This is a genomic window from Streptomyces luteolus (assembly GCF_029968015.1).
Lineage (GTDB): Bacteria > Actinomycetota > Actinomycetes > Streptomycetales > Streptomycetaceae > Streptomyces > Streptomyces luteolus.
The window spans coordinates 43074-63457 of the sequence record NZ_JASCIS010000001.1 but is presented as its reverse complement, the minus strand read 5'-3'; the positions used below and the strand labels follow the sequence as shown (position 1 = coordinate 63457).

The following is a 20384-nucleotide window of genomic DNA, read 5'->3' as shown; positions in this document are numbered from 1 at the left end:
CCTCTCGCCCCCGACCGGAAGCCCGTCGCCACAGGCCGGAAGCCTCTCACCCCCGACCGGAAGCCCGTCGCCACAGGCCGGAAGCCTCTCGCCGCAAGCCGGGAGCCTCTCGCCTCCGGCCGGAGGCGCGTCGCCACAGGCCGGAGGCGCGTCGCCACAGGCCGGAGGCGCGTCGCCACAGGCCGGAGGCGCGTCGCCACAGGCCGGAGGCGCGTCGCCACAGGCCGGAGGCGCGTCGCCACAGGCCGGAGGCGTGTCGCCCGTACGGTCCAGCAGGCACCCGCGGTGGCGCCGCATACCGGAAGCTGTCCCTTGTGACGCCCCGCTCAGCCGTCCCCGCCGTCTCAGCCGCCCCCTCCGCCCCCTCCATCACCTCCATCCCCTCCATCCCCGCCGTCCCAGCGCGCCCGCCTCATGTCGAGGCGCTGTTCACCGGCGCCCGTGCTGCGCAGCGGGGTGGCCTCGACGCGGTAGCGCTCCAGGGCGCGCCGCTCGTGCCCCGGCAGCAGGAGGCCGTCGGCCCGGACCACGCGCCACCAGGGCACCGCCCCGCCGTACAGCGCCATCACGCGGCCGACCTGGCGCGGGCCGCCCTCGCCCAGCCACTCCGCGATGTCCCCGTACGTCAGCACGCGGCCGGGCGGGATGCGCTCCGCGACCTGGAGCACCCGCTCCGCGTAGTCCGGAAGTTCCGGCAGGCTCTCCTCGCTCATCCGGCCCATATTGCCGCACCCCACCGACAATCCGGGCGGGCGAGGGAGCATGGTTCTGTGAACCCCGGGTGTGCGTATCAGGGACACAGTCCGACGGCTGAATGCACCCTGATGCCCCCTGTTGTCAGCGGGTCGTGCCACCATCATCCGGACGGTGACTGGTGATACGCGAGGAAAACGGGACGGAGAAGGATCAGGGAGTGCAGCCCCCCAAGGACGAGCGCACCCCTGACACGCCGTCGCGCCCGGACACCGACGGCCCGCGCGAGACGGACGACGCAGCACGCGAGACGGACGACGCAGCACGCGGGCGGAGCCCGGCCGCGCACCCCGAAGCCCCCGTACCGCACGGCGCCACCGCCTCCACGGCCACCGGCGCCGGCGCCGGCGACGAGGTCGAGGGGGACGAACCGCTCCTGCCCGCGCGGGTGCACCGGCCGTCCGACCTCATGCGCATGCTGGTCGGGATCCTGGCCGTCGTGCTCGTGCTGTCGATCGCGGCGTTCGCGCACGGCACCACGTCCGGCCTCGAACAGGACATCAACAAGGGCACCGACCAGGCGCCCGACCTGCTGATCAAGTTCGCCGGACTGAGCGCCTCCATCGCGGTGCTGCTCGTACCGGTGGCCTTCGCGATCGAGCGGCTCATCAAGCGCGACGGGCTGCGCATCGCCGACGGCGTGCTCGCCGCCGTGCTCGCCCACGGTGTGACGCTCGCCACCGACCTGTGGGTGGCGAAGGCCGCGCCCGACTCGATCCAGGACGCGCTGACCCGGCCGCTCGTGGAGGACCCGGGCGCGCTGACCGACCCGGTGCACGGCTACCTCGCGCCGGTCATCGCGTACATGACGGCCGTCGGGATGTCCCGAAGACCGCGCTGGCGCGTGGTGCTGTGGACGGTGCTGCTGCTCGACGCGCTCTCGATGCTCGTCGCCGGGTTCACCACCCCGTTCTCGATCATCCTGACGGTCCTGATCGGCTGGACCGTCGCGTACGGAACGCTCTACGCGGTCGGCTCCCCCAACGTCCGGCCCACCGGGCAGACGCTGCTCGCCGGGCTGCGGCACGTCGGGTTCCGGCCGGTCAGCGCCGCGCGCGCGGAGGACGCGGCGGAGTCCACCGAAGCGGGCGACCGCGGCCGCCGCTACTTCGTCACCCTGGAGGACGGCCCGCCGCTGGACGTCACGGTCGTCGACCGGGAGCAGCAGGCGCAGGGCTTCTTTTACCGCGTGTGGCGCCGGCTCACGCTGCGCGGCATCACCACCCGCCGCAGCCTGCAGTCGCTGCGCCAGGCCCTGGAGCAGGAGGCGCTCCTCTCGTACGCGGCGATCGCGGCCGGGGCCAACGCGCCGAAGCTGATCGCCACGTCCGAGCTCGGGCCCGACGCGGTGATGCTCGTCTACGAGCACCTGGGCGGGCGCTCCCTGGACGCGCTGTCCGACGAGGAGATCACCGACGGCCTGATGCGGGACACCTGGCTGCAGGTGCAGGCGCTGCAGTCGCGGCGGATCGCGCACCGGCGCCTCGCGGGCGACTCGATTCTGGTGGATCGTTCCGGCAAGGTGATCATCACGGATCTGCGGGGCGGCGAGATCGCCGCCGGTGACCTGGTCCTGCGGATGGACATCGCGCAGCTGCTCACCACGTTCGGCCTGCGCACCGGTGCCGAGCGCGCGGTGGACGCGGCGGTCGGCGTGCTCGGTCCCGACGCGGTCGCGGACTGTCTGCCGCTGCTGCAGCCGATCGCGCTGACCCGGTCGACCCGGTCGACGCTGCGCAAGCTCGGCCGGGAGCGGTCCCAGCGCGAGCGCGAGGCGGTCCTGGAGGCGTCCCGTAAGTCCAAGCAGGCGCGCGAGGAGAGCGGAACCGAGTCCGCCGCATCGGAACGCAAGGCGGCGAAGGGCCACAAGCAGGCCGAGAAGCGGGCCCTTGACGAGGCGCTCGACGTGGCCCGCGAGGAGGATCTGCTCACCCAGATCCGGCACGAGGTGCTGAAGATCAGGCCGCAGGCGCCGGTCGAGCCCGCGCAGCTGGAGCGGATCAAGCCGCGCACCCTGATCAGCTTCCTCGCCGGGGCGATCGGCGCGTACTTCCTGCTCTCGCAGCTCACCGGCGTCGACTTCGTGAAGCTCTTCGAAGAGGCCAAGTGGGGCTGGGTGCTCGCCGCGGTGGGGTTCTCCGCGCTCAGCTACGTGGCGGCGGCGATGGCGCTGCTCGGCTTCGTGCCGGAGCGGGTGCCGTTCGTACGGACGGTGGCGGCGCAGGTCGCCGGGTCGTTCGTGAAGATCGTGGCGCCCGCGGCGGTCGGCGGAGTGGCGCTCAACACCCGGTTCCTGCAGCGGGCCGGGGTCCGCTCGGGGCTCGCGGTGGCGTCGGTGGGCGCGTCCCAGCTCTTCGGCCTCGGCTCGCACATCCTGCTGCTGCTGACGATGGGTTATCTGACGGGTACGGAGAAGACTCCGGAGCTGACCCCGTCCCGTACGGTCATCGCGGGCCTGCTGACCGTCGCGGTGCTCGTGCTCGTGGTGACGGCGATCCCGTTCCTGCGGCAGTTCGTGGCGACGCGGCTGCGGTCGCTGTTCGCGGGGGTCGTGCCGCGCATGCTGGACGTGCTGCAGCGGCCGCAGAAGCTGATCACCGGCATCGGCGGCATGCTGCTGCTCACCGCGATGTTCGTGCTCTGCCTGGACGCGTCGGTACGGGCCTTCTCCACCGACGAGACCGTCTCGCTGAGCTTGGCCGGTGTCGCCGTGGTCTTCCTCGCGGGCAACGCGCTCGGCTCGGCGGCACCGACGCCCGGCGGTGTGGGTGCGGTCGAGGCGACGCTGACGTTCGGTCTGGTGGCGATCGGCCTGCCGAAGGAGGTCGCGGCGCCCGCGGTGCTGCTGTACCGGCTGCTCACTCTGTGGCTGCCGGTTCTGCCGGGCTGGTTGTGCTTCAACCATCTGACGCGCAAGGGCGCGCTCTGAGGCCGTCTCAGTGGCCGCTCAGTACACCAGCGGCAGTGCGGTTCAGTACACCAGCAGCAGCGCGGTGAGGAGCATCAGCGACCCCACCACCTCCACGGCCCCCACGACCGCCGGCTTCAGCCCGCGTCCCGGCAGCAGCACGGCCCGCGCGAGGTAGCCCGCGAAGGGGACGGCGAGCCAGGGGCTCAGCAGCGCCGCGGCGCCCACCGCCACGGCGTGGTACGCGACCGAACCCCGGTAGTACGCCCGCGAGTTGCGCTCCCTGATCATCGTCTTCACGTACGGCACGGTCCCGGCGAAGTAGAGCAGGCACGCGAGCGCCGGCCCGGCGGCACCCCAACCGCCCTCCCCAAGGCGGTGGGCGACGAGGAGCATGCCGCAGGCCGGGACCACGGCGGCCAGGCCGTTGAGGAGGGCGCGTTCCCGGTTACGCCGGGCGTAGAGGGTGTTGACGGCGACGATCGGGGCCGCGCAGGCCGCCGCGAGCAGCAGCCACGGGTAGGCGAGGGCCAGCGGCACACCGAGCACGGCGCAGGCCGTACCGAAGACGAGGGCGGGGCGGACGTGGCGGCGCGGCGCCCGCGGGTTGCGGGACGCGCGGCGCAGACGCAGCCACTGCTGGGCGTGGTGCACCGCGGCGTAGCCGAGCAGCCAGGCCGCGAACAGCGGCAGGTGGGCCGGGCGCGGAGTGCCCAGGAAGGTGCCCGCGAGGAAGGGGACGGCGAGCATCGCCCAGGCGCCGTGCTGATCAGGCAGCCAGACACTCTTCCGCCTGCCCTTCCCGCGGCCCATTCCGCCGCCCTTCCCGCTGCCCTTTCGGTCACTCCTCCCGGCGGCACTCCCCCTTTCTGCCACTCCCGGAATTCCCTTCCCTTTACCGCCACTTGACCCGCCTTCAAGCATCGCATCAGCGAGCCCCCGAAATTCGGGAACGAGGTCCCGTACGACCGGGACCATTGTCGTCGGATTCGTCCTGTGGGCGCCCCTAGGGTCGGGAACAGGACGAATTCCGTACGGCCGGGAGGTCGCGTTGCAGCAGCAGAAGTCGCCGCCGGAGCAGGAGCAGGGCGCTGCGGAACGGCTGGTCAGGGCGGGCAGCTTCTTCCGGCGGGCCGAGGTCTCCGGGGACCTGCGCACGGTGCACCACACCGGCGGGCGCGCGGGCGAGGCCTTCTACCGGGACCGGTGGAGCCACGACAAGGTCGTGCACTCCACGCACGGCGTGAACTGCACGGGTTCCTGCCGTTGGAAGGTGTACGTCAAGGACGGCGTCATCACCTGGGAGACGCAGGCCACGGACTATCCGTCGGTGGGTCCTGACCGTCCCGAGTACGAGCCGCGCGGCTGCCCGCGCGGCGCCGCGTTCTCCTGGTACACGTACTCGCCGACGCGTGTGCGCCATCCGCACGTGCGCGGCGTGCTCCTGGAGATGTACCGGGAGGCGAAGCGCCGCCTGAAGGACCCGGTGCTCGCCTGGGCGGACATCCAGCGGGACCCCGAGCGGCGGCGCCGCTACCAACGGGCGCGCGGCAAGGGCGGGTTGGTCAGGGCGAGCTGGGACGAGGCCGTGGAGATCGCCGCCGCGGCGCATGTGCACACCATCAAGGAGCACGGCCCGGACCGCGTCGCCGGGTTCTCGCCGATCCCCGCGATGTCGATGGCCTCGCACGCGGCGGGCGCCCGCTTCCACTCGCTGATCGGCGCGCCGATGCTGTCGTTCTACGACTGGTACGCGGACCTCCCCGTGGCCTCGCCGCAGGTCTTCGGCGACCAGACCGACGTACCGGAGTCCGGGGACTGGTGGGACGCCGCGTATCTGATGATGTGGGGCTCCAACGTGCCCGTCACGCGCACGCCGGACGCGCACTGGATGACGGAGGCACGGTATCGCGGCCAGAAAGTCGTCACCGTTTCACCGGACTTCGCGGACAACACGAAGTTCGCCGACGAGTGGATGCATCCGCACCCCGGCACGGACGGCGCGCTCGCCCTCTCGATGGGGCACGTGATCCTCAAGGAGTTCTTCGTCGAGAAGAAGACGGAGTTCTTCGAGAATTACGTACGGCAGTACACGGATCTGCCTTTCCTGGTCGGCCTCGCCGAAAGCGAACAGGGCCTCGTGCCCGGCAAGTTCCTCACCGCCGAGGACCTCGGGCAGCAGACCGAGAACGCCGCGTGGAAGACCGTGCTCGTGGACGACGAGAGCGGTGAACTCACCGTCCCGAACGGCACCCTCGGCCACCGCTGGGGCAAGAACGAGACCCCCGAGTGGAACCTCGACCTCGGCGGCACCGTGCCCCGGCTCAGCCTCCTCGACCACGCCGACGACACGGTGACGGTCGCTCTGCCCCGCTTCGACGAGGAGGGCGTCGTACGCCGGGGAGTGCCCGTCCGCCGGGTCGGCGACCGGCTCGTCACCACGGTCTTCGACCTGCTGCTCGCCCAGTACGGCGTGGCCCGCGACGGCCTGCCCGGCGACTGGCCGTCCTCGTACGAGGACGCCTCGACGCCCGGCACCCCGGCCTGGCAGGAGGCCCTCACCTCCGTTCCCACGGCCCAAGTGACCCGTGTGGCACAGGAGTTCGCCCGGACCGCCGAGGAGTCACAGGGCCGCTGCATGATCCTGATGGGCGCCGGGACCAACCACTGGTTCCACTCCGAGACCACCTACCGCGCGTTCCTCGCCCTGCTCACCCTCACCGGCTGCCAGGGCCGCAACGGCGGCGGCTGGGGCCACTACGTCGGCCAGGAGAAGTGCCGCCCGGTGACCGGCTGGGCCACCCTGGCGAGCGCGAGCGACTGGTCGCGCCCGCCCCGGCACATGATCGGCGCGGGCTGGTTCTACCTGCACACCGGCCAGTGGCGCTACGACACGCTGCCCGCCGACGCGCTCGCCTCCCCGCTCGCCGAGGGCCGCTTCACCGGCATGACCGGCGCCGACTGCCTGGCCGCGGCCGCGCGCATGGGGTGGATGCCCTCGTACCCGACGTTCGACCGCAATCCGCTGGAGCTCGGCGCGCACGAGGACCCGGTCGCGCACACCGTCCAGATGCTCAAGGACGGCGAACTCGGCTTCGCGGGCGAGGACCCGGACGCGCCGGAGAACTGGCCGCGCGTGCTCAACGTCTGGCGGGCCAACCTCCTCGGATCCAGCTCCAAGGGCAACGAGTACTTCCTGAAGCACCTGCTCGGCACGCACTCCAACCTGCCCGAGGACGGGCCGCGCTGCACGCCGCGCGATGTGACATGGCGCGCCGAGGACGTGGAGGGCAAGCTCGACCTGCTGCTCGCCCTGGACTTCCGGATGACCTCGACGACGCTGCTCAGCGATGTCGTGCTGCCCGCGGCGACCTGGTACGAGAAGCACGACCTGTCGTCCACCGACATGCACCCGTTCCTGCACGCCTTCACACCGGCCGTCGACCCGCCCTGGCAGGCCCGCTCCGACTACGACGCGTTCCACGCGATAGCCCGGCGCTTCGGCGAGCTCGCCGCGGAGCACCTGGGCGTACGCCGCGACCTCGTCGCGACCGCGCTGCAGCACGACACCCCGGGTGGCGAGATGGCCCAGCCCGGCGGGGTCGCGCTCGACTGGTCGAAGGGCGAGTGCGCGCCGGTGCCCGGCCGGACCATGTACAACCTCGCGGTCGTGGAGCGGGACTACGGCGCCGTGGGCGAGAAGTTCGCCGCGCTCGGCCCGCTCGTCGACACCCTCGGCGTGACCACGAAGGCGATCACCTACGAGGTCGGCGAGGAGGTCGCCTATCTGAAGGCGAAGAACGGGACGGTACGGGAGGGAGTGGCGGCCGGACGGCCCCGCCTGGACACCGCGCAGCGCGCCTGCGAGACGATCCTGCGGCTCTCCGGCACCTCCAACGGGCGCCTCGCGACGCAGGGTTTCCACACTCTTGAGCGGCAGGTCGGCACGGAGATGGCGCATCTGGCCGCCGAGGCGGAGGGCAGGCGGATCTCGTTCGCTGACACGCAGGCCAGGCCCGCACCGGTGATCACGTCGCCGGAGTGGTCCGGCAGCGAGGCCGGAGGCCGCCGCTACACCGCGTTCACGGTCAACACCGAGCACCTGAAGCCCTGGCACACGCTCACCGGACGCCAGCACTTCTTCCTCGACCACGACTGGATCCACGAGGTCGGCGAGGCCCTGCCGGTCTACAAGCCGCCCCTTGACATGCACCGGCTGTACGGGGAGCCCCAGTTGGGGCGGGTGGACGAGAAGACCGTCGCCGTGCGCTACCTCACCCCGCACAACAAGTGGGCGATCCACTCCCAGTACCAGGACAACCTGTACATGATGACGCTCGGCCGGGGCGGGCAGACCGTGTGGATGTCACCGCAGGACGCCGAGGCCATCGGGGTCCGGGACAACGACTGGATCGAGGCCGTCAACCGCAACGGCGTCGTCACGGCCCGCGCGATCGTCTCCCACAAGATGCCGCCCGGCACCGTCTACATGAACCACGCGCAGGAGCGCACCGTCGGCGTCCCGAAGACGCAGCGGACCGGGCGCCGCGGCGGCATCCACAACTCGCTGACCCGCGTGATGCTCAAACCCACCCATCTCATCGGCGGATACGCCCAGTTGACCTGGGCCTTCAACTATCTGGGCCCGACGGGCAACCAGCGCGACGAGGTCACGGTCATCCGCCGCCGCGACCAGGAAGTGCGGTACTGACATGCCCCCAGGCGAAGCCAGAATCGGACGCGTCATGGCACAGGTCGCCATGGTCATGAACCTCGACAAGTGCATCGGCTGCCACACCTGCTCCGTCACCTGCAAGCAGGCGTGGACCAACCGCAAGGGCACCGAGTACGTCTGGTTCAACAACGTCGAGACCCTCCCGGGCCAGGGCTATCCGCGCCGCTGGGAGGACCAGGAGAAGTGGAAGGGCGGCTGGGAGCGCACCCGCTCCGGCCGGCTCCGGCTGCGCGCCGGCAGCCGTCTCAAGCGCCTCGGCCACCTCTTCGCCAACCCCGAACTGCCCGGGATCGACGACTACTACCAGCCCTGGACGTACGAGTACCGGAACCTCACCGACGCCCCGGCCGGTGACGACCTGCCGGTCGCGCGGCCGGTGAACCAGATCACCGGTGAGGCGATCGACACGATCGAGTGGGGCCCCAACTGGGACGACAACCTGGGCGGTGCGCCCGAGCACGCCGTCAAGGACCCGCTCGTGGAGAAGATCCGCGACGAGGTCGGCGAGCGGATCCGGATGGAGTTCGAGCAGAGCTTCCTGTTCTATCTGCCGCGGGTCTGCGAGCACTGCCTCAACCCGGCGTGCGTCGCGGCCTGTCCCTCCGGGGCCATGTACAAGCGCGCCGAGGACGGCATCGTCCTGGTCGACCAGGAGCAGTGCCGCGGCTGGCGGATGTGCGTCAGCAGCTGCCCGTACAAGAAGGTGTACTTCAACCACGCCACCGGCAAGGCAGAGAAGTGCACGTTCTGCTTCCCGCGCGTGGAGGTGGGCCTGCCCACGGTGTGCTCGGAGACCTGCGTGGGGCGGATGCGCTACCTCGGGGTGATGCTGTACGACGCCGACAAGGTCGGCGAGGCGGCGGCCGTCGAGGACGAACACGACCTGTATCCGGCCCAGTTGGAGGCCTTCCTCGACCCGCACGACCCGGCCGTGGCCGCCGCCGCGCGCGCCGCGGGCATCACCGACGAGTGGCTGGACGCGGCCCGCCGCTCCCCCGTCTTCGACCTGATCCGCACCTACCAGGTGGCGCTCCCGCTGCATCCGGAGTACCGCACGATGCCGATGGTCTGGTACGTGCCGCCGCTCTCCCCCGTCGTCGACGCGGTCGCCGCGGCCGGGCGGGACGGGGAGGACGCGGGCAACCTGTTCGGCGCGATCGACGCGCTGCGCATCCCCGTCGAGTACCTCGCGGAGCTGCTCACCGCCGGGGACACGTACCCCGTGGACGCGGTCCTGCGCCGGATGGCCGCGATGCGCGCCTACATGCGGCGCGTCAACCTCGGCCAGGAGCGGGACGAGTCCGCCGCACGCGCGGTGGGCCTGTCCGGCACGGAGATGGAGGACCTGTTCCGGCTGCTCGCGATCGCCAAGTACGAGGACCGCTACGTCGTGCCGACGTCGGCGCGCGCGGACGCCGAGGCCCTCGCCGACGCGCACCCGCTTGACCCGGACGCCGCCGCGTGCCCGGTCTCCGCCGAGGCGTTCGGCGAGAGCCCGGTCCTGCTCAACCTCAGCCCCACCCGGAGGAGTTCATGAACCCGGACGCCGTCGTTCAGCTGGTCGCGGGCCGCTGCCTGCAGTACCCGGACGCCCGCCTGTACGCGGACCTCGACGCACTCGACGAGGCCCTGGACGGTGCGGCGGCCCGGCCTGCCGCGCTGCTGCGGGAGTTCCTCGGGCACGCGCGCGTGGTGCCGGAAATCGACCTGGCCGCGCACTACACGGACACCTTCGACACCCGTAACCGCCGCTGCCTGTACCTGACTTGGTGGACGGACGGCGACACCCGCAACCGGGGCCTGTCCCTGGTCCGGCTGAAGCGGATCTACCGGGACTTCGGCCTGGAGTTCAGCTCCGAGGAACTGCCCGACTTCCTGCCCGTGGCCCTGGAGTTCGCCGCCCTGCACCCGGAGGCCGGAACCCGCCTCCTCCAGGAGCACCGGGCCGGGCTCGAACTGCTGCGGCTCGCCGTGACCGAGGCGGGCACCCCGTACGCGCGCGTGCTGCGGGCGGTCTGTGCCACGCTGCCGGGCCCCTCGCCGCAGACGAAGGCCGAGGCGAAGGCACTCGCCCGCTCGGGCCCGCCGAGCGAGGCGGTCGGCATGGAGCCGCTCGGCCCCGGCGTCGACCTGCCCTGGCCCAAGGCTCCCGCGAGGGCGGCCGCCTGATGGACCTCATCCTCTGGGGCGTCCTGCCGTACGCGAGCGTCGTCCTGCTCGTCGCGGGGCTCGTGTGGCGGGCCCGGCACGACCGGTTCGGCTGGACCACGCACTCCTCGCAGGTGCACGAGTCCCGGCTGCTGCGCATCGGCTCGCCGCTGTTCCACTTCGGCATGGCCTTCGTGGTGCTCGGGCACGTCGTGGGCCTGCTGATCCCGAAGAGCTGGACGGACGCGGTGGGTGTCGACGACCACACCTACCACCTGCTCGCCGTCTCCACCGGCGCGGTCGCGGGGGTCGCCGCGGCCGTCGGCATCGGCATCCTCGTCCACCGCCGCCTCACGGTCCGCGCGGTGCGCCGGGCGACGCTGCGCAGCGACCACCTGATGTACACGGTGCTGCTCGGCGCGATGGCCCTCGGCATCCTCGCCACCGTCCTCAACAGCGCGGGCGCCATGGGCGACTACAACTACCGCGACGGCGTCTCCCTCTGGTTCCGCTCCCTGTTCACACTCCAGCCGGACTACGCCCTGATGGGCCGGGCCCCGCTCGCCTTCCAGCTGCACGTCCTGTTCGGCCTGGCCCTGTTCACGCTGATCCCGTACTCCCGCCTGGTTCACATGGTCAGCGCCCCGCTGACGTACCTGTTCCGCCCGTACGTGGTGTACCGCGGACGGGACACGGGCCAGCTGGAGCAGCGGAAGGCCCGGCGGGGCTGGGAGCGGGCGTCGTGAACGCCCCGCGCGTGGTGGTGCGGCGGCCCCGGCACGCCGTCGGGGAGCGCCCGTTCCTCGTCATCTGGGAGTCCACGCGCGCCTGCCCCCTCGCCTGCCTGCACTGCCGGGCCGAGGCACAGCCGCGCCGCCACCCGGACGAGCTGAACGGCGCGGAGGCCCGCCGGCTGATGGACCAGATCGCGGCGTTCGGCACACCGCACCCCTTGTTCGTGATCACCGGCGGCGACCCGTTCCAGCGCCCCGACCTGGACGACCTGATCGCGTACGGCACGGCGCTCGGCCTGCGCGTCGCGGTCTCGCCCTCGGGCACGCCGACGCTGACCCGGGACAGCCTGGCGCGCGTGCGGGACGCGGGCGCCGTCGCCCTGTCGCTCTCCCTCGACGGCTCGACCGCCGAGCGCCACGACGCGTTCCGGGGTGTGCCCGGCGTGTACGACCTGACGCTCAACGCCTGGCGCGCGGCCCGTGAACTCGGCCTCAAAGTGCAGATCAACACCACCGTCACCCGGCACAGCCTGCACGACCTCGCCGACCTGGCGGCCGTCGTGCGGCGCGAGGGCGCGATGCTGTGGAGCGGTTTCGTGCTCGTGCCCACCGGACGCGGCGGGCAACTCCGCTCGCTGAGCGCGACGGAGGTCGAGGACGCCCTGCACTTCCTGTACGACACGGGCGCCGTGCTCGCCACGAAGACCACCGAGGGCCACCACTTCCGCCGGATCGTGCTCCAGCGCACGGTCCTGGAACGGCACGGGGAACGCCCCGCGACCGGACCCCTGTACGCGGCGCTGCGGGGGCGGGCGGCGGAGCTCGGCCTGTTCGACGGCGCCCGCCGGGCGGTGCGGCGCCCGCCCCTGGACGTGAGCTCGGGGCGCGGGTTCGTCTTCGTCTCGCACACCGGGGACGTGCACCCGAGCGGTTTCCTGCCGCTGTCCGCGGGCAACGTCCGCAACCATTCGCTGCCCGACATCTACCGCACCTCGGCCCTCTTCACGACGCTGCGCGACCCCTCGCTCCTGGAGGGCAGGTGCGGCGCCTGCGAGTTCCGCACGGTCTGCGGGGGCTCGCGCTCACGTGCGTACGGCCTCACGGGCCGCGTCCTCGCCCCCGACCCCTGGTGCGCGTACGAGCCGGGGTCGTTCCCGTACGGGGAGGAGCTCAAGCACCTGCTGCCGCAGCAGTGACCGAGAACGACCCGGGGCGAATGAACACCTACGCGAAACATCTGCGCGAAACATCTGCGCGAAACATCTACCCGGAGGCTCCACCCATGCCCGAAGTGCTCGTCCTCGGCGGCGGAATCGCCGGACTGACCGCCGCCTGGCAGCTGCGCGGACGCGCGAGCGTCACCGTCCTGGAGGCCGCCGGGACCGTCGGCGGCAAGCTCAGCTCCGCCTCCCTCGCCGGAGTCCACGTCGACACCGGCGCCGAGTCCGTCATGGCCCTGCGCCCGGAAGCCGTGGAGCTGGCGCGGGCGGTCGGCCTGGGGGCGGACCTGTGCGACCCGGCACCCGCGCCGACCACCCTGTGGTCCCACGGGGCGCTGCGCCCGCTCCCGCCGGGCCACGTCATGGGCATCCCCGCCGATCCGCGAGCCCTCACCGGCACCGGTCTGCTCAGCCCGGAGGGCCTGGCGCGCCTCGCCCGCGAGGAGGAGCTCCCGGCGCCGCCGCTCGCACCGGGCGCCGACCTCTCCGTGGCCGGGTACCTCACCGACCGGCTCGGCGCGGAGGCCGTGGACCGGCTGGTCGAGCCGCTGCTCGGCGGGGTGTACGCGGGCCGCCCCGAGCACCTCTCGCTGCGCGCCGCCCTGCCCCGCCTCGCGGCCCTCGCCGCGCAGGGCGGCTCGCTCCTCGCCGCCCTGCGCGCGGGGCGGACGGGGCGGGCGCCCGGTGCCGCCGCGGTGCAGGGCATCTGCGGCGGCACGGTCCGCCTCCCCGGGGCCGTCGCGGCGGCGAGCGGCGCCCGCGTCCGCACCTCCGCGCGCGCCCGCGCCCTGCGCCGCACCCCGGCGGGACGCTGGCAGGTCGCGGCGGACACGGCCGACGGCCCACTGCTCCTGGAGGCGGACGCGGTGGTCCTCGCGCTGCCCGCGTACGCCGCCGCCGGGCTGCTGCGCGCGCACTCCCCGGCGGCGGCGGAGGACCTCGGCGCCGTGGAGCACGCCGACTCGGCCGTGGTGACCCTGGCCTTCGACCCGTCCCGTACGCCGGACCTGCCGCGGGGCAACGGCTTCCTCGTGCCGGCCGTCGAGGGCCGGGCCGTGAAGGCGGCCACGTTCCTCTCCGCGAAGTGGCCGTGGCGCACGGAGCGCCACCCGGACCTGCGGGTCGTCCGGGTCTCCCTCGGCCGGTACGGCGAGCGGCACCGACTGGCCGTACCGGACCGGGAGTTGGCGCGCACGGCCCTGTCCGAACTGCGGCTCGCGACGGGCCTCACGGGCACGCCGGTCGCGTCCCTGGTCACGCGCTGGGAGCGGGGCCTTCCGCAGTACGGCGTCGGACACGTCGACCGGGTGGCGCGGATCCGGGAGGCGGTCGGGAAGCTTCCGGGCCTGACCGTGTGCGGCGCGGCCTACGACGGAGTGGGCGTGGCGGCCTGCGTGGCCTCGGGCCGCCGGGCGGCGCAGGAGCTGTAGCGGCGGGGCCCGGAGGCGGCGGCCTCGCAGGGCCGAGCCCTGGGCACCCCCACCCGTACGGACCCCGCCAAGAGCGCCCCCCAAGGCCCCGGCGCAGGATGGAGGCATGCCGAAACGTCCCGCACGCGCGCGTGCCGCTGTCCTCTCCGTGACCCTGTTGACCGCCGCGCTCGCCGCGGGCTGCGGGGACGGCGGGGACGAGGCCGACCTCCCGTCGCAGAAGCTGTCCTGGAAGGACTGCCCGGCGCCCTCGGCCGAGCAGGGCGGCGGCGACTCCCCCTCCCCGCTGCCCGGCGGCGCGGAATGGCAGTGCGCCACGATGAAGGCGCCGCTCGACTGGGACAAGCCGAAGGGCGACACCATCGACATCGCGCTGATCCGCGCCCAGGCCTCCGGCAAGGCGGAGAACCGGATCGGCTCCCTCATCTTCAACTTCGGCGGCCCCGGCGGCTCGGGCGTCACGACGCTGCCCGCCTTCGGCGAGGAGTACGCGAAGCTCCGTACCCGCTACGACCTGGTCAGCTTCGACCCGCGCGGCGTCGGCCGCAGCGCCCCCGTGACCTGCCGTACGGACAAGCAGCTCGACGCGTACTACCAGCAGGACGCGACGCCGGACGACGCCGCCGAGGAGAAGTCGTACGTGAACGAGGTGAAGGGCTTCAACGGCGACTGCGAGGAGAAGTCCGGCGAGGTGCTGCCGCATGTGGCGACCACGGACGCCGCCCGCGACCTGGACCTGATGCGGCAGGTACTCGGCGACGACAAGCTGCACTACTTCGGCATCTCGTACGGCACCGAACTCGGCGGTGTCTACGCCCACTTGTTCCCGAAGAACGTCGGCAGGGCCGTGTTCGACGCGGTGGTCGACCCGACGCAGAACGCGGAGCAGGGCTCCCTCGGCCAGGCCAAGGGCTTCCAGCTGGCCCTGGAGAACTACGCCAAGGACTGCACGTCGAAGGTGGAGGACTGCCCCGTCGGCGACACCCCCGAGGACGTGCAGGCGCGGATCGCGAAGCTCCTCAAGGACCTCGACGCGAACCCGCTGCCCGGCATCGGCCCGCGCGAGCTGACCCAGACCGCGGCGACCAACGGCATCGCGCAGTCGCTGTACTCGCAGGACTTCTGGGAGTACCTGACGGAGGGCCTGGAGCAGGCGTACGACGGGGACGGGAAGATCCTGATGGCGCTCTCCGACTCGATGAACGGCCGCAGCCCCGACGGCACGTACAGCAATATCGGCGCCGCCAACATCGCCATCAACTGCGCGGACGACAAGCCGCGTTACTCCATGGCCGCCGTGAAGGCGAAGCTCCCCGAGTTCCGCAAGGCCTCCCCGCTCTTCGGCGACTTCCTGGCCTGGGGCATGGTCGGCTGCACGGACTGGGCGGTTCCGGGCGCCGCCGACCACCCGGACGTGAGCGCCGCGGGCTCGGCCCCGATCGTGGTCGTCGGCAACACCGGCGACCCGGCGACGCCGTACGAGGGCACCCGCAAGATGGTCGACGCGCTCGGCAAGGGCGTCGGCGTCGAGGTCACGTACAAGGGGCAGGGGCACGGCGCGTACGACAGCGGTGACCGATGCGTGCGACGGGCGGTCGACGGCTATCTGCTCGACGGCAAGACCCCGAAGCCCGGCACGGTCTGCCCCTGAGAGGGACCGTGCCGGGCGCCGGAAAACCGCCTCTACTATTGCGGGACGTTTTCCCAGGGGGGAGGGCGTTTTCGAGGGGAAGCCGTTCATGCCCGCATCTGGTTCCGCTGATTCCGCTGATTCCGCTGATTCCGCTGATTCCGCTGATTCCGCTGATTCCGCTGATTCCGCTGATTCCGCTGATTCCGCCGGTGGCATATCGCGTACGGCCGTACGGCGCCTCGCTTCGGCCGTGCTCGCCGGGGCTCTGCTGATCACCGGCTGCGGCGGCCCCGGTCGGGGCGCCGCGGAGAAGGAGCCCGGACCCGCCGACAGTGGCGCGGCCGGCGGTCTGCCCGCCTCGCTCACCGGCCAGCGGCTCGACTGGGGTACGTGCGAGACCGGCGCGCCCGGCGAGGGCTGGGAGTGCGCCACGATGAAGGCGCCCCTCGACCACGCGAAGCCGGACGGCGAGACCATCGACCTCGCGCTGATCCGCAGGCAGGCCACCGACCGGGACGGGCGGATCGGCTCGCTCCTCTTCAACTTCGGCGGGCCCGGCGGCTCGGGCGTGTCCGGGCTGCCCGCCATGGCCTCCCTTTTCACGAACCTCAACTCCCGGTACGACCTGGTGAGTTTTGACCCGCGCGGGGTCGCCGCCAGCTCCGGTGTGCGGTGCCGTTCGGACCAGGAGCTCGAAGCCGCGGGCGCCGAGGTCGACCTGACGCCGGACACGGCCGCCGAGGAGAAGGCGTACTTCGCGGACGCCGCGGACTTCGGCGCGGGCTGCGAGCGCCGCTCGGGCAAGGTCCTGCCGCACATCGGCACGTCCGACGCGGCCCGCGACCTGGACCTGATGCGGCAGGTGCTCGGCGACGACAAGCTGCACTACTTCGGATTCTCGTACGGCACCGAACTGGGCGGTACGTACGCCCACTTGTTCCCCGAGAACGTGGGCCGGGTCGTCCTCGACGGGGTCGTCGACCCGAGCGCCGACAGCGTCGGCCACGCCAGGAACCAGACCACCGGCTTCCAGCGCGCCCTGGAGAACTACCTGAGGTCCACCGGCGCCGACCCGAAGCAGGGCACCCGTTCCCTGGTCGGCCTGCTGAAGCGCATCGACGCGGAGCCGCTGCCCGCCGGCGACGGCCGCGAGCTGACGGAGAGCCTCGCCCTGACCGGAATCCTCGCCTCCCTCTACAGCGAGCAGTCCTGGTCCTCGCTCACCGCCGCCCTGGACGACGCGCGCGCAGGCCGCGGCGGAAAGCTCCTTGCCCTCGCGGACCAGTACAACGACCGTGACGCGTCCGGGAGTTACGGCACCCAGAGCCACGCCCAGCGGGCGATCTCCTGCGCCGACGCCAAGAGGCGGCCCACGGCGGCGCAGGCCAGGGCCGTACTCCCGGAGTTCCGCCGGATCTCGCCGGTCTTCGGCGCGTTCCTCGGCTGGGACGTCGCGGGCTGGTGCCACGCCTGGCCGGTGCCGGGCGCGCACGACACCCCCGAGGTGAGCGCGCCGGGCGCCGACCCCATCCTGGTCGTCGGCACGACCGGCGACTCGGCCACGCCGATCGAGGGCGCCGAGCGGATGGTCGAAGAACTCGGCCCCGGCGTCGGCGTCCAGCTCACCTACGAGGGCGAACGGCACACGGCGTACGGCGCGGGCAACGCGTGCGTGACGTCGACGGTCGACGCGTACCTGCTGGACGGGACGGTGCCGGAGCACGGGAAGACGTGCGCATAGGGAATGGGCCCGACTCCCTCGTTGGGAGTCGGGCCCATATTCAGTCCGTACGAACCCTCAGTACACCGGCTTGCTCGGCTCGATCTGGTGGACCCAGCCGATCACGCCGCCGCCCACGTGGACGGCGTCGGCGAAGCCCGCGGACTTCAAGACCGCGAGGACTTCCGCACTGCGGACACCCGTCTTGCAATGCAAGACGATCTTCTTGTCCTGCGGCAGGTCCTGGAGGGCGTTGCCCATGAGGAACTCGTTCTTGGGGATCAGCTTGGCGCCGGGGATCGAGACGATCTCGTACTCGTTCTGCTCACGGACGTCGATGATCTCGATCTTCTCGTCCGCGTCGATCCACTCCTTGAGCTGCTTCGGAGTGATCGTGGAGCCGAGCGCGGCCTCCTGGGCCTCCTCGGAGACGACGCCGCAGAACGCCTCGTAGTCGATGAGCTCGGTGACCGTGGGGTTCTCGCCGCACACCGCGCAGTCGGGGTCCTTGCGGACCTTCACCTGGCGGTACTGCATCTCCAGGGCGTCGTAGATCATCAGGCGGCCGACCAGCGGGTCGCCGATGCCGGCGAGCAGCTTGATGGCCTCGTTGACCTGGATGGAGCCGATCGACGCGCAGAGCACACCGAGCACGCCGCCCTCGGCGCAGGACGGAACCATGCCGGGCGGCGGGGGCTCCGGGTAGAGGCAGCGGTAGCAGGGGCCGTGCTCGGACCAGAACACGGAGGCCTGGCCGTCGAAGCGGTAGATCGAGCCCCAGACGTACGGCTTGTTCAGGAGCACGCAGGCGTCGTTGACGAGGTAGCGCGTGGCGAAGTTGTCGGTGCCGTCGACGATCAGGTCGTACTGGGCGAACAGCTCCATCACGTTGTCGGCCTCGAGCCGCTCCTCGTGGAGGTTCACCGTGACGTACGGGTTGATGCCGAGGACCGTGTCCTTCGCGGACGCGGCCTTGGAGCGGCCGATGTCCGCCTGGCTGTGGATGATCTGGCGCTGCAGGTTCGACTCGTCGACCTCGTCGAACTCCACGATGCCGAGCGTGCCGACGCCGGCCGCGGCCAGGTACATCAGCGCGGGCGAACCCAGGCCGCCGGCGCCCACACAGAGCACCTTGGCGTTCTTCAGCCGCTTCTGCCCGTCCATCCCGACGTCCGGGATGATCAGGTGGCGGGAGTACCTGCGGACCTCGTCGACGGTGAGCTCAGCAGCTGGCTCGACCAGGGGTGGCAGCGACACGGGAACTCCGTAGATCGGTAATGCGGAACAGTTGTTCTCTCCGTAACGCTGCCACACCCTTCTTCATTCCGAGACACCGCGTCCGATACGCGAGACGATTTCGTCCCAGTACCCGGGCAGCGCTCCGAAGGGGTCGACGGTGCCGCGCCGGTCCGTGCGGTCCGTGAACCAGATCGTGCCCGCGCCCTGCCAGCGGGCCACCCGCAGCGCCTCCTCCAGGTGGCCGCCGGGGACGCCGTGCACCAGGTGGCAGAACCGCTCGGGCGGATAGTCGGCGGTCCACTCGGCCACCTGTGACCAGCGGTAGTCCGCCCAGGTGCCGGAGAACGTGACCAGCTGGTCGGCCTCCTCCGCGTACCCCGGATACGGGTGGGTGCCGTGCCCGAACACCAGGTGCGCCTCGGGCAGCAGCGCCCGTAGTGTGCTCGCGACGCGCCGGGTCTCGGGCAGTGCGGCGCGCTCGGCGGGCGCGTGGTGCAGCAGGAAGCCGTCGATCCGGTACCAGTCGAGGTAGCGGTGCGCGTCCGAGACCAGCTCGCCGAAGTCGCGGGTGCCGTGGCGCAGGTCGAGGTGGCCGAGGACCCGTACGTCGGCGTTACTGAGACGGCCTGCTGCCTCCAGGCAGTGCGGGTCGGGGCGGGCGCCCGGGCCGTTCGCGACATTCAGGACGACCCAGTGCAGCGGGGTGTCGGGGCGGCTCAGCTCCGCCCACTCGACGGGCGCGAGCAGCGGGTGGGCGTAGCCGGGCACGCCCAGGCCCATGGTGGCGCCGGCGAGGGCGTGCGCGGGACCCGTCCGGTCGATCAGATGCGGCATGCCGCCTCCATCCAGATGTCGGCGAGTGACTCTTCGAGGTTGATCCGGGGCCGCCAGCCGAGCCGGTCGCGCGCGGTGCGCACATCGGCCTGCTGCCAGCTGCCGCAGCCGTCCGGGTACGGGTACACGGCCGGCATCGCGTGGTCCGGGTCGGGCCGCGGGTGTCCGATGGCGGGGCGGCCGGTGGGCCCGGCGTCCAGCTCGTGCAGGGCGCCGCCGTATCCGGCGACCCGGGCGAGCACGGCGGCCGCGTCCCGCAGCCGGACCGCGCGGCCCGAGCCGATGTTGACGACGCCCTGCGCGGCGGAGAGGGAGGCGGCGTGCACGGCCCGCGCGACATCCCGTACGTCGACGAAGTCCCGCTGCACGCCGAGTCCGGCCAGCTTCAGCTCGCCGTCGCCGGACTGCATGGCCCGGCGCATGGCCTCGGCGAGCCGGCCGAGCGGGGTGGCGGGCGGGGTGCCGGGCCCGACGGGCGAGAAGACCCGCAGGACGACGGCGTCGAGCCCGGAGCCGAGGACCAGTTCGGTCGCGGCGAGCTTGCTCACGCCGTACGGGCCGCCGGGCCGGGGCGCGGCGTCCTCGGCGGTGGACGATCCCGGCTGGCTGGGCCCGTACTCGGCGGCGCAGCCCAGCTGGACGAGCCGCGCCCCGCAGCCGCTGCGGCGCAGCGCCTCGCAGACGGTGGCGACGGCAACGGTGTTGTGCCGGGTGAGCTCGCGGGCGCCGCCGCGGGTGGCACCCGCGCAGTTGACGACGACGCCGGGGTGCACCGCGTCCAGGAACCGGGCGAGGGCGCCCGGGCTGCCGCTGGCGAGGTCGAAGCGTACGTCCGCGTCGTCGCCGCGGCCGAGCGCGGTGAGCTGGACGGCGGGGTCGGCGAGCAGCCGGTCGGCTACGTAGCGGCCGAGGAATCCGTTGGCTCCGAGGAGCAGCACCCTCATCGGGCGCCCCCAGGGACGGATGCTCGGTGAGCGAGGGTGGTCATCTGGCGTTCTCCTTCGGGGTGTTGCACGGGGTGGTGCACGGG

14 protein-coding genes are annotated in these 20384 nt (G+C 72.3%); 9 read left to right on the top strand and 5 right to left on the bottom strand.

All coding sequences use genetic code 11. The annotated features are described in order from the left end of the window. Positions 1 to 344: 344 nt before the first annotated feature. Complete coding sequence (locus tag QIT00_RS00280; protein ID WP_282532944.1) at positions 345 to 722, bottom strand: MGMT family protein; 378 nt, start codon at positions 720 to 722, stop codon at positions 345 to 347. A gap of 191 nt (positions 723 to 913) precedes the next feature. Between QIT00_RS00280 and QIT00_RS00275 the strand changes: the two genes are divergently transcribed. Next, positions 914 to 3682 (top strand): lysylphosphatidylglycerol synthase transmembrane domain-containing protein, encoded by a 2769-nt coding sequence (locus QIT00_RS00275; protein WP_282532943.1) that lies wholly within the window; start codon positions 914 to 916, stop codon positions 3680 to 3682. A 42-nt stretch (positions 3683 to 3724) separates the two neighbouring features. Here QIT00_RS00275 and QIT00_RS00270 read toward each other — a convergent pair whose 3' ends face one another. Then, the gene (locus tag QIT00_RS00270) at positions 3725 to 4474 is read right to left on the bottom strand and encodes a YwiC-like family protein (RefSeq protein WP_282532942.1); all 750 of its coding nucleotides are present in this window, start codon (positions 4472 to 4474) and stop codon (positions 3725 to 3727) included. A gap of 238 nt (positions 4475 to 4712) precedes the next feature. On the opposite strand from QIT00_RS00270, the gene QIT00_RS00265 reads away from it, so the two are divergent. From QIT00_RS00265 to QIT00_RS00230, 8 genes are all read left to right on the top strand, one after another. Next, positions 4713 to 8372 (top strand): nitrate reductase subunit alpha, encoded by a 3660-nt coding sequence (locus tag QIT00_RS00265; protein WP_282532941.1) that lies wholly within the window; start codon positions 4713 to 4715, stop codon positions 8370 to 8372. Positions 8373 to 8406: 34 nt separating this feature from the next. After that, positions 8407 to 9933 carry a nitrate reductase subunit beta gene (gene narH, locus QIT00_RS00260; protein ID WP_282532940.1) on the top strand — a complete coding sequence of 509 codons (1527 nt, stop codon included), beginning with the start codon at positions 8407 to 8409 and terminating at the stop codon, positions 9931 to 9933. Further along, positions 9930 to 10565 (top strand): nitrate reductase molybdenum cofactor assembly chaperone, encoded by a 636-nt coding sequence (gene narJ / locus QIT00_RS00255; protein ID WP_282532939.1) that lies wholly within the window; start codon positions 9930 to 9932, stop codon positions 10563 to 10565. The genes narH and narJ overlap by 4 nt, the downstream gene beginning before the upstream one ends. Continuing rightward, on the top strand, positions 10565 to 11290 hold the full coding sequence (gene narI, locus QIT00_RS00250; RefSeq protein WP_282532938.1) for a respiratory nitrate reductase subunit gamma: 726 nt from the start codon (positions 10565 to 10567) through the stop codon (positions 11288 to 11290). The genes narJ and narI overlap by 1 nt, the downstream gene beginning before the upstream one ends. Next, positions 11287 to 12474 (top strand): TIGR04053 family radical SAM/SPASM domain-containing protein, encoded by a 1188-nt coding sequence (locus tag QIT00_RS00245; RefSeq protein WP_282532937.1) that lies wholly within the window; start codon positions 11287 to 11289, stop codon positions 12472 to 12474. The genes narI and QIT00_RS00245 overlap by 4 nt, the downstream gene beginning before the upstream one ends. A gap of 86 nt (positions 12475 to 12560) precedes the next feature. Next, on the top strand, positions 12561 to 13928 hold the full coding sequence (gene hemG / locus QIT00_RS00240) for a protoporphyrinogen oxidase (protein ID WP_282532936.1): 1368 nt from the start codon (positions 12561 to 12563) through the stop codon (positions 13926 to 13928). Positions 13929 to 14034: 106 nt separating this feature from the next. Then, a complete protein-coding gene (locus QIT00_RS00235; RefSeq protein ID WP_282532935.1) occupies positions 14035 to 15579 on the top strand; it encodes an alpha/beta hydrolase in 1545 nt (514 codons plus the stop codon). Positions 15580 to 15811: 232 nt separating this feature from the next. Further along, positions 15812 to 17302, top strand: a complete 1491-nt coding sequence (locus QIT00_RS00230) for an alpha/beta hydrolase (protein WP_282532934.1) — start codon at positions 15812 to 15814, stop codon at positions 17300 to 17302. Between the two features lie 57 nt (positions 17303 to 17359). Here the strand turns inward: QIT00_RS00230 and moeZ are convergent, their stop codons facing one another. From moeZ to QIT00_RS00215, 3 genes are all read right to left on the bottom strand, one after another. After that, positions 17360 to 18538 (bottom strand): adenylyltransferase/sulfurtransferase MoeZ, encoded by a 1179-nt coding sequence (gene moeZ / locus QIT00_RS00225; protein WP_282532933.1) that lies wholly within the window; start codon positions 18536 to 18538, stop codon positions 17360 to 17362. A gap of 63 nt (positions 18539 to 18601) precedes the next feature. Continuing rightward, a complete protein-coding gene (locus QIT00_RS00220) occupies positions 18602 to 19354 on the bottom strand; it encodes a spherulation-specific family 4 protein (RefSeq protein ID WP_282532932.1) in 753 nt (250 codons plus the stop codon). Beyond that, positions 19342 to 20298, bottom strand: coding sequence for an NAD-dependent epimerase/dehydratase family protein (locus QIT00_RS00215; RefSeq protein ID WP_282532931.1), 957 nt, complete (start codon positions 20296 to 20298; stop codon positions 19342 to 19344). Before QIT00_RS00215 ends, QIT00_RS00220 begins: the two co-directional genes overlap by 13 nt. Between the last annotated feature and the right edge of the window lie 86 nt (positions 20299 to 20384).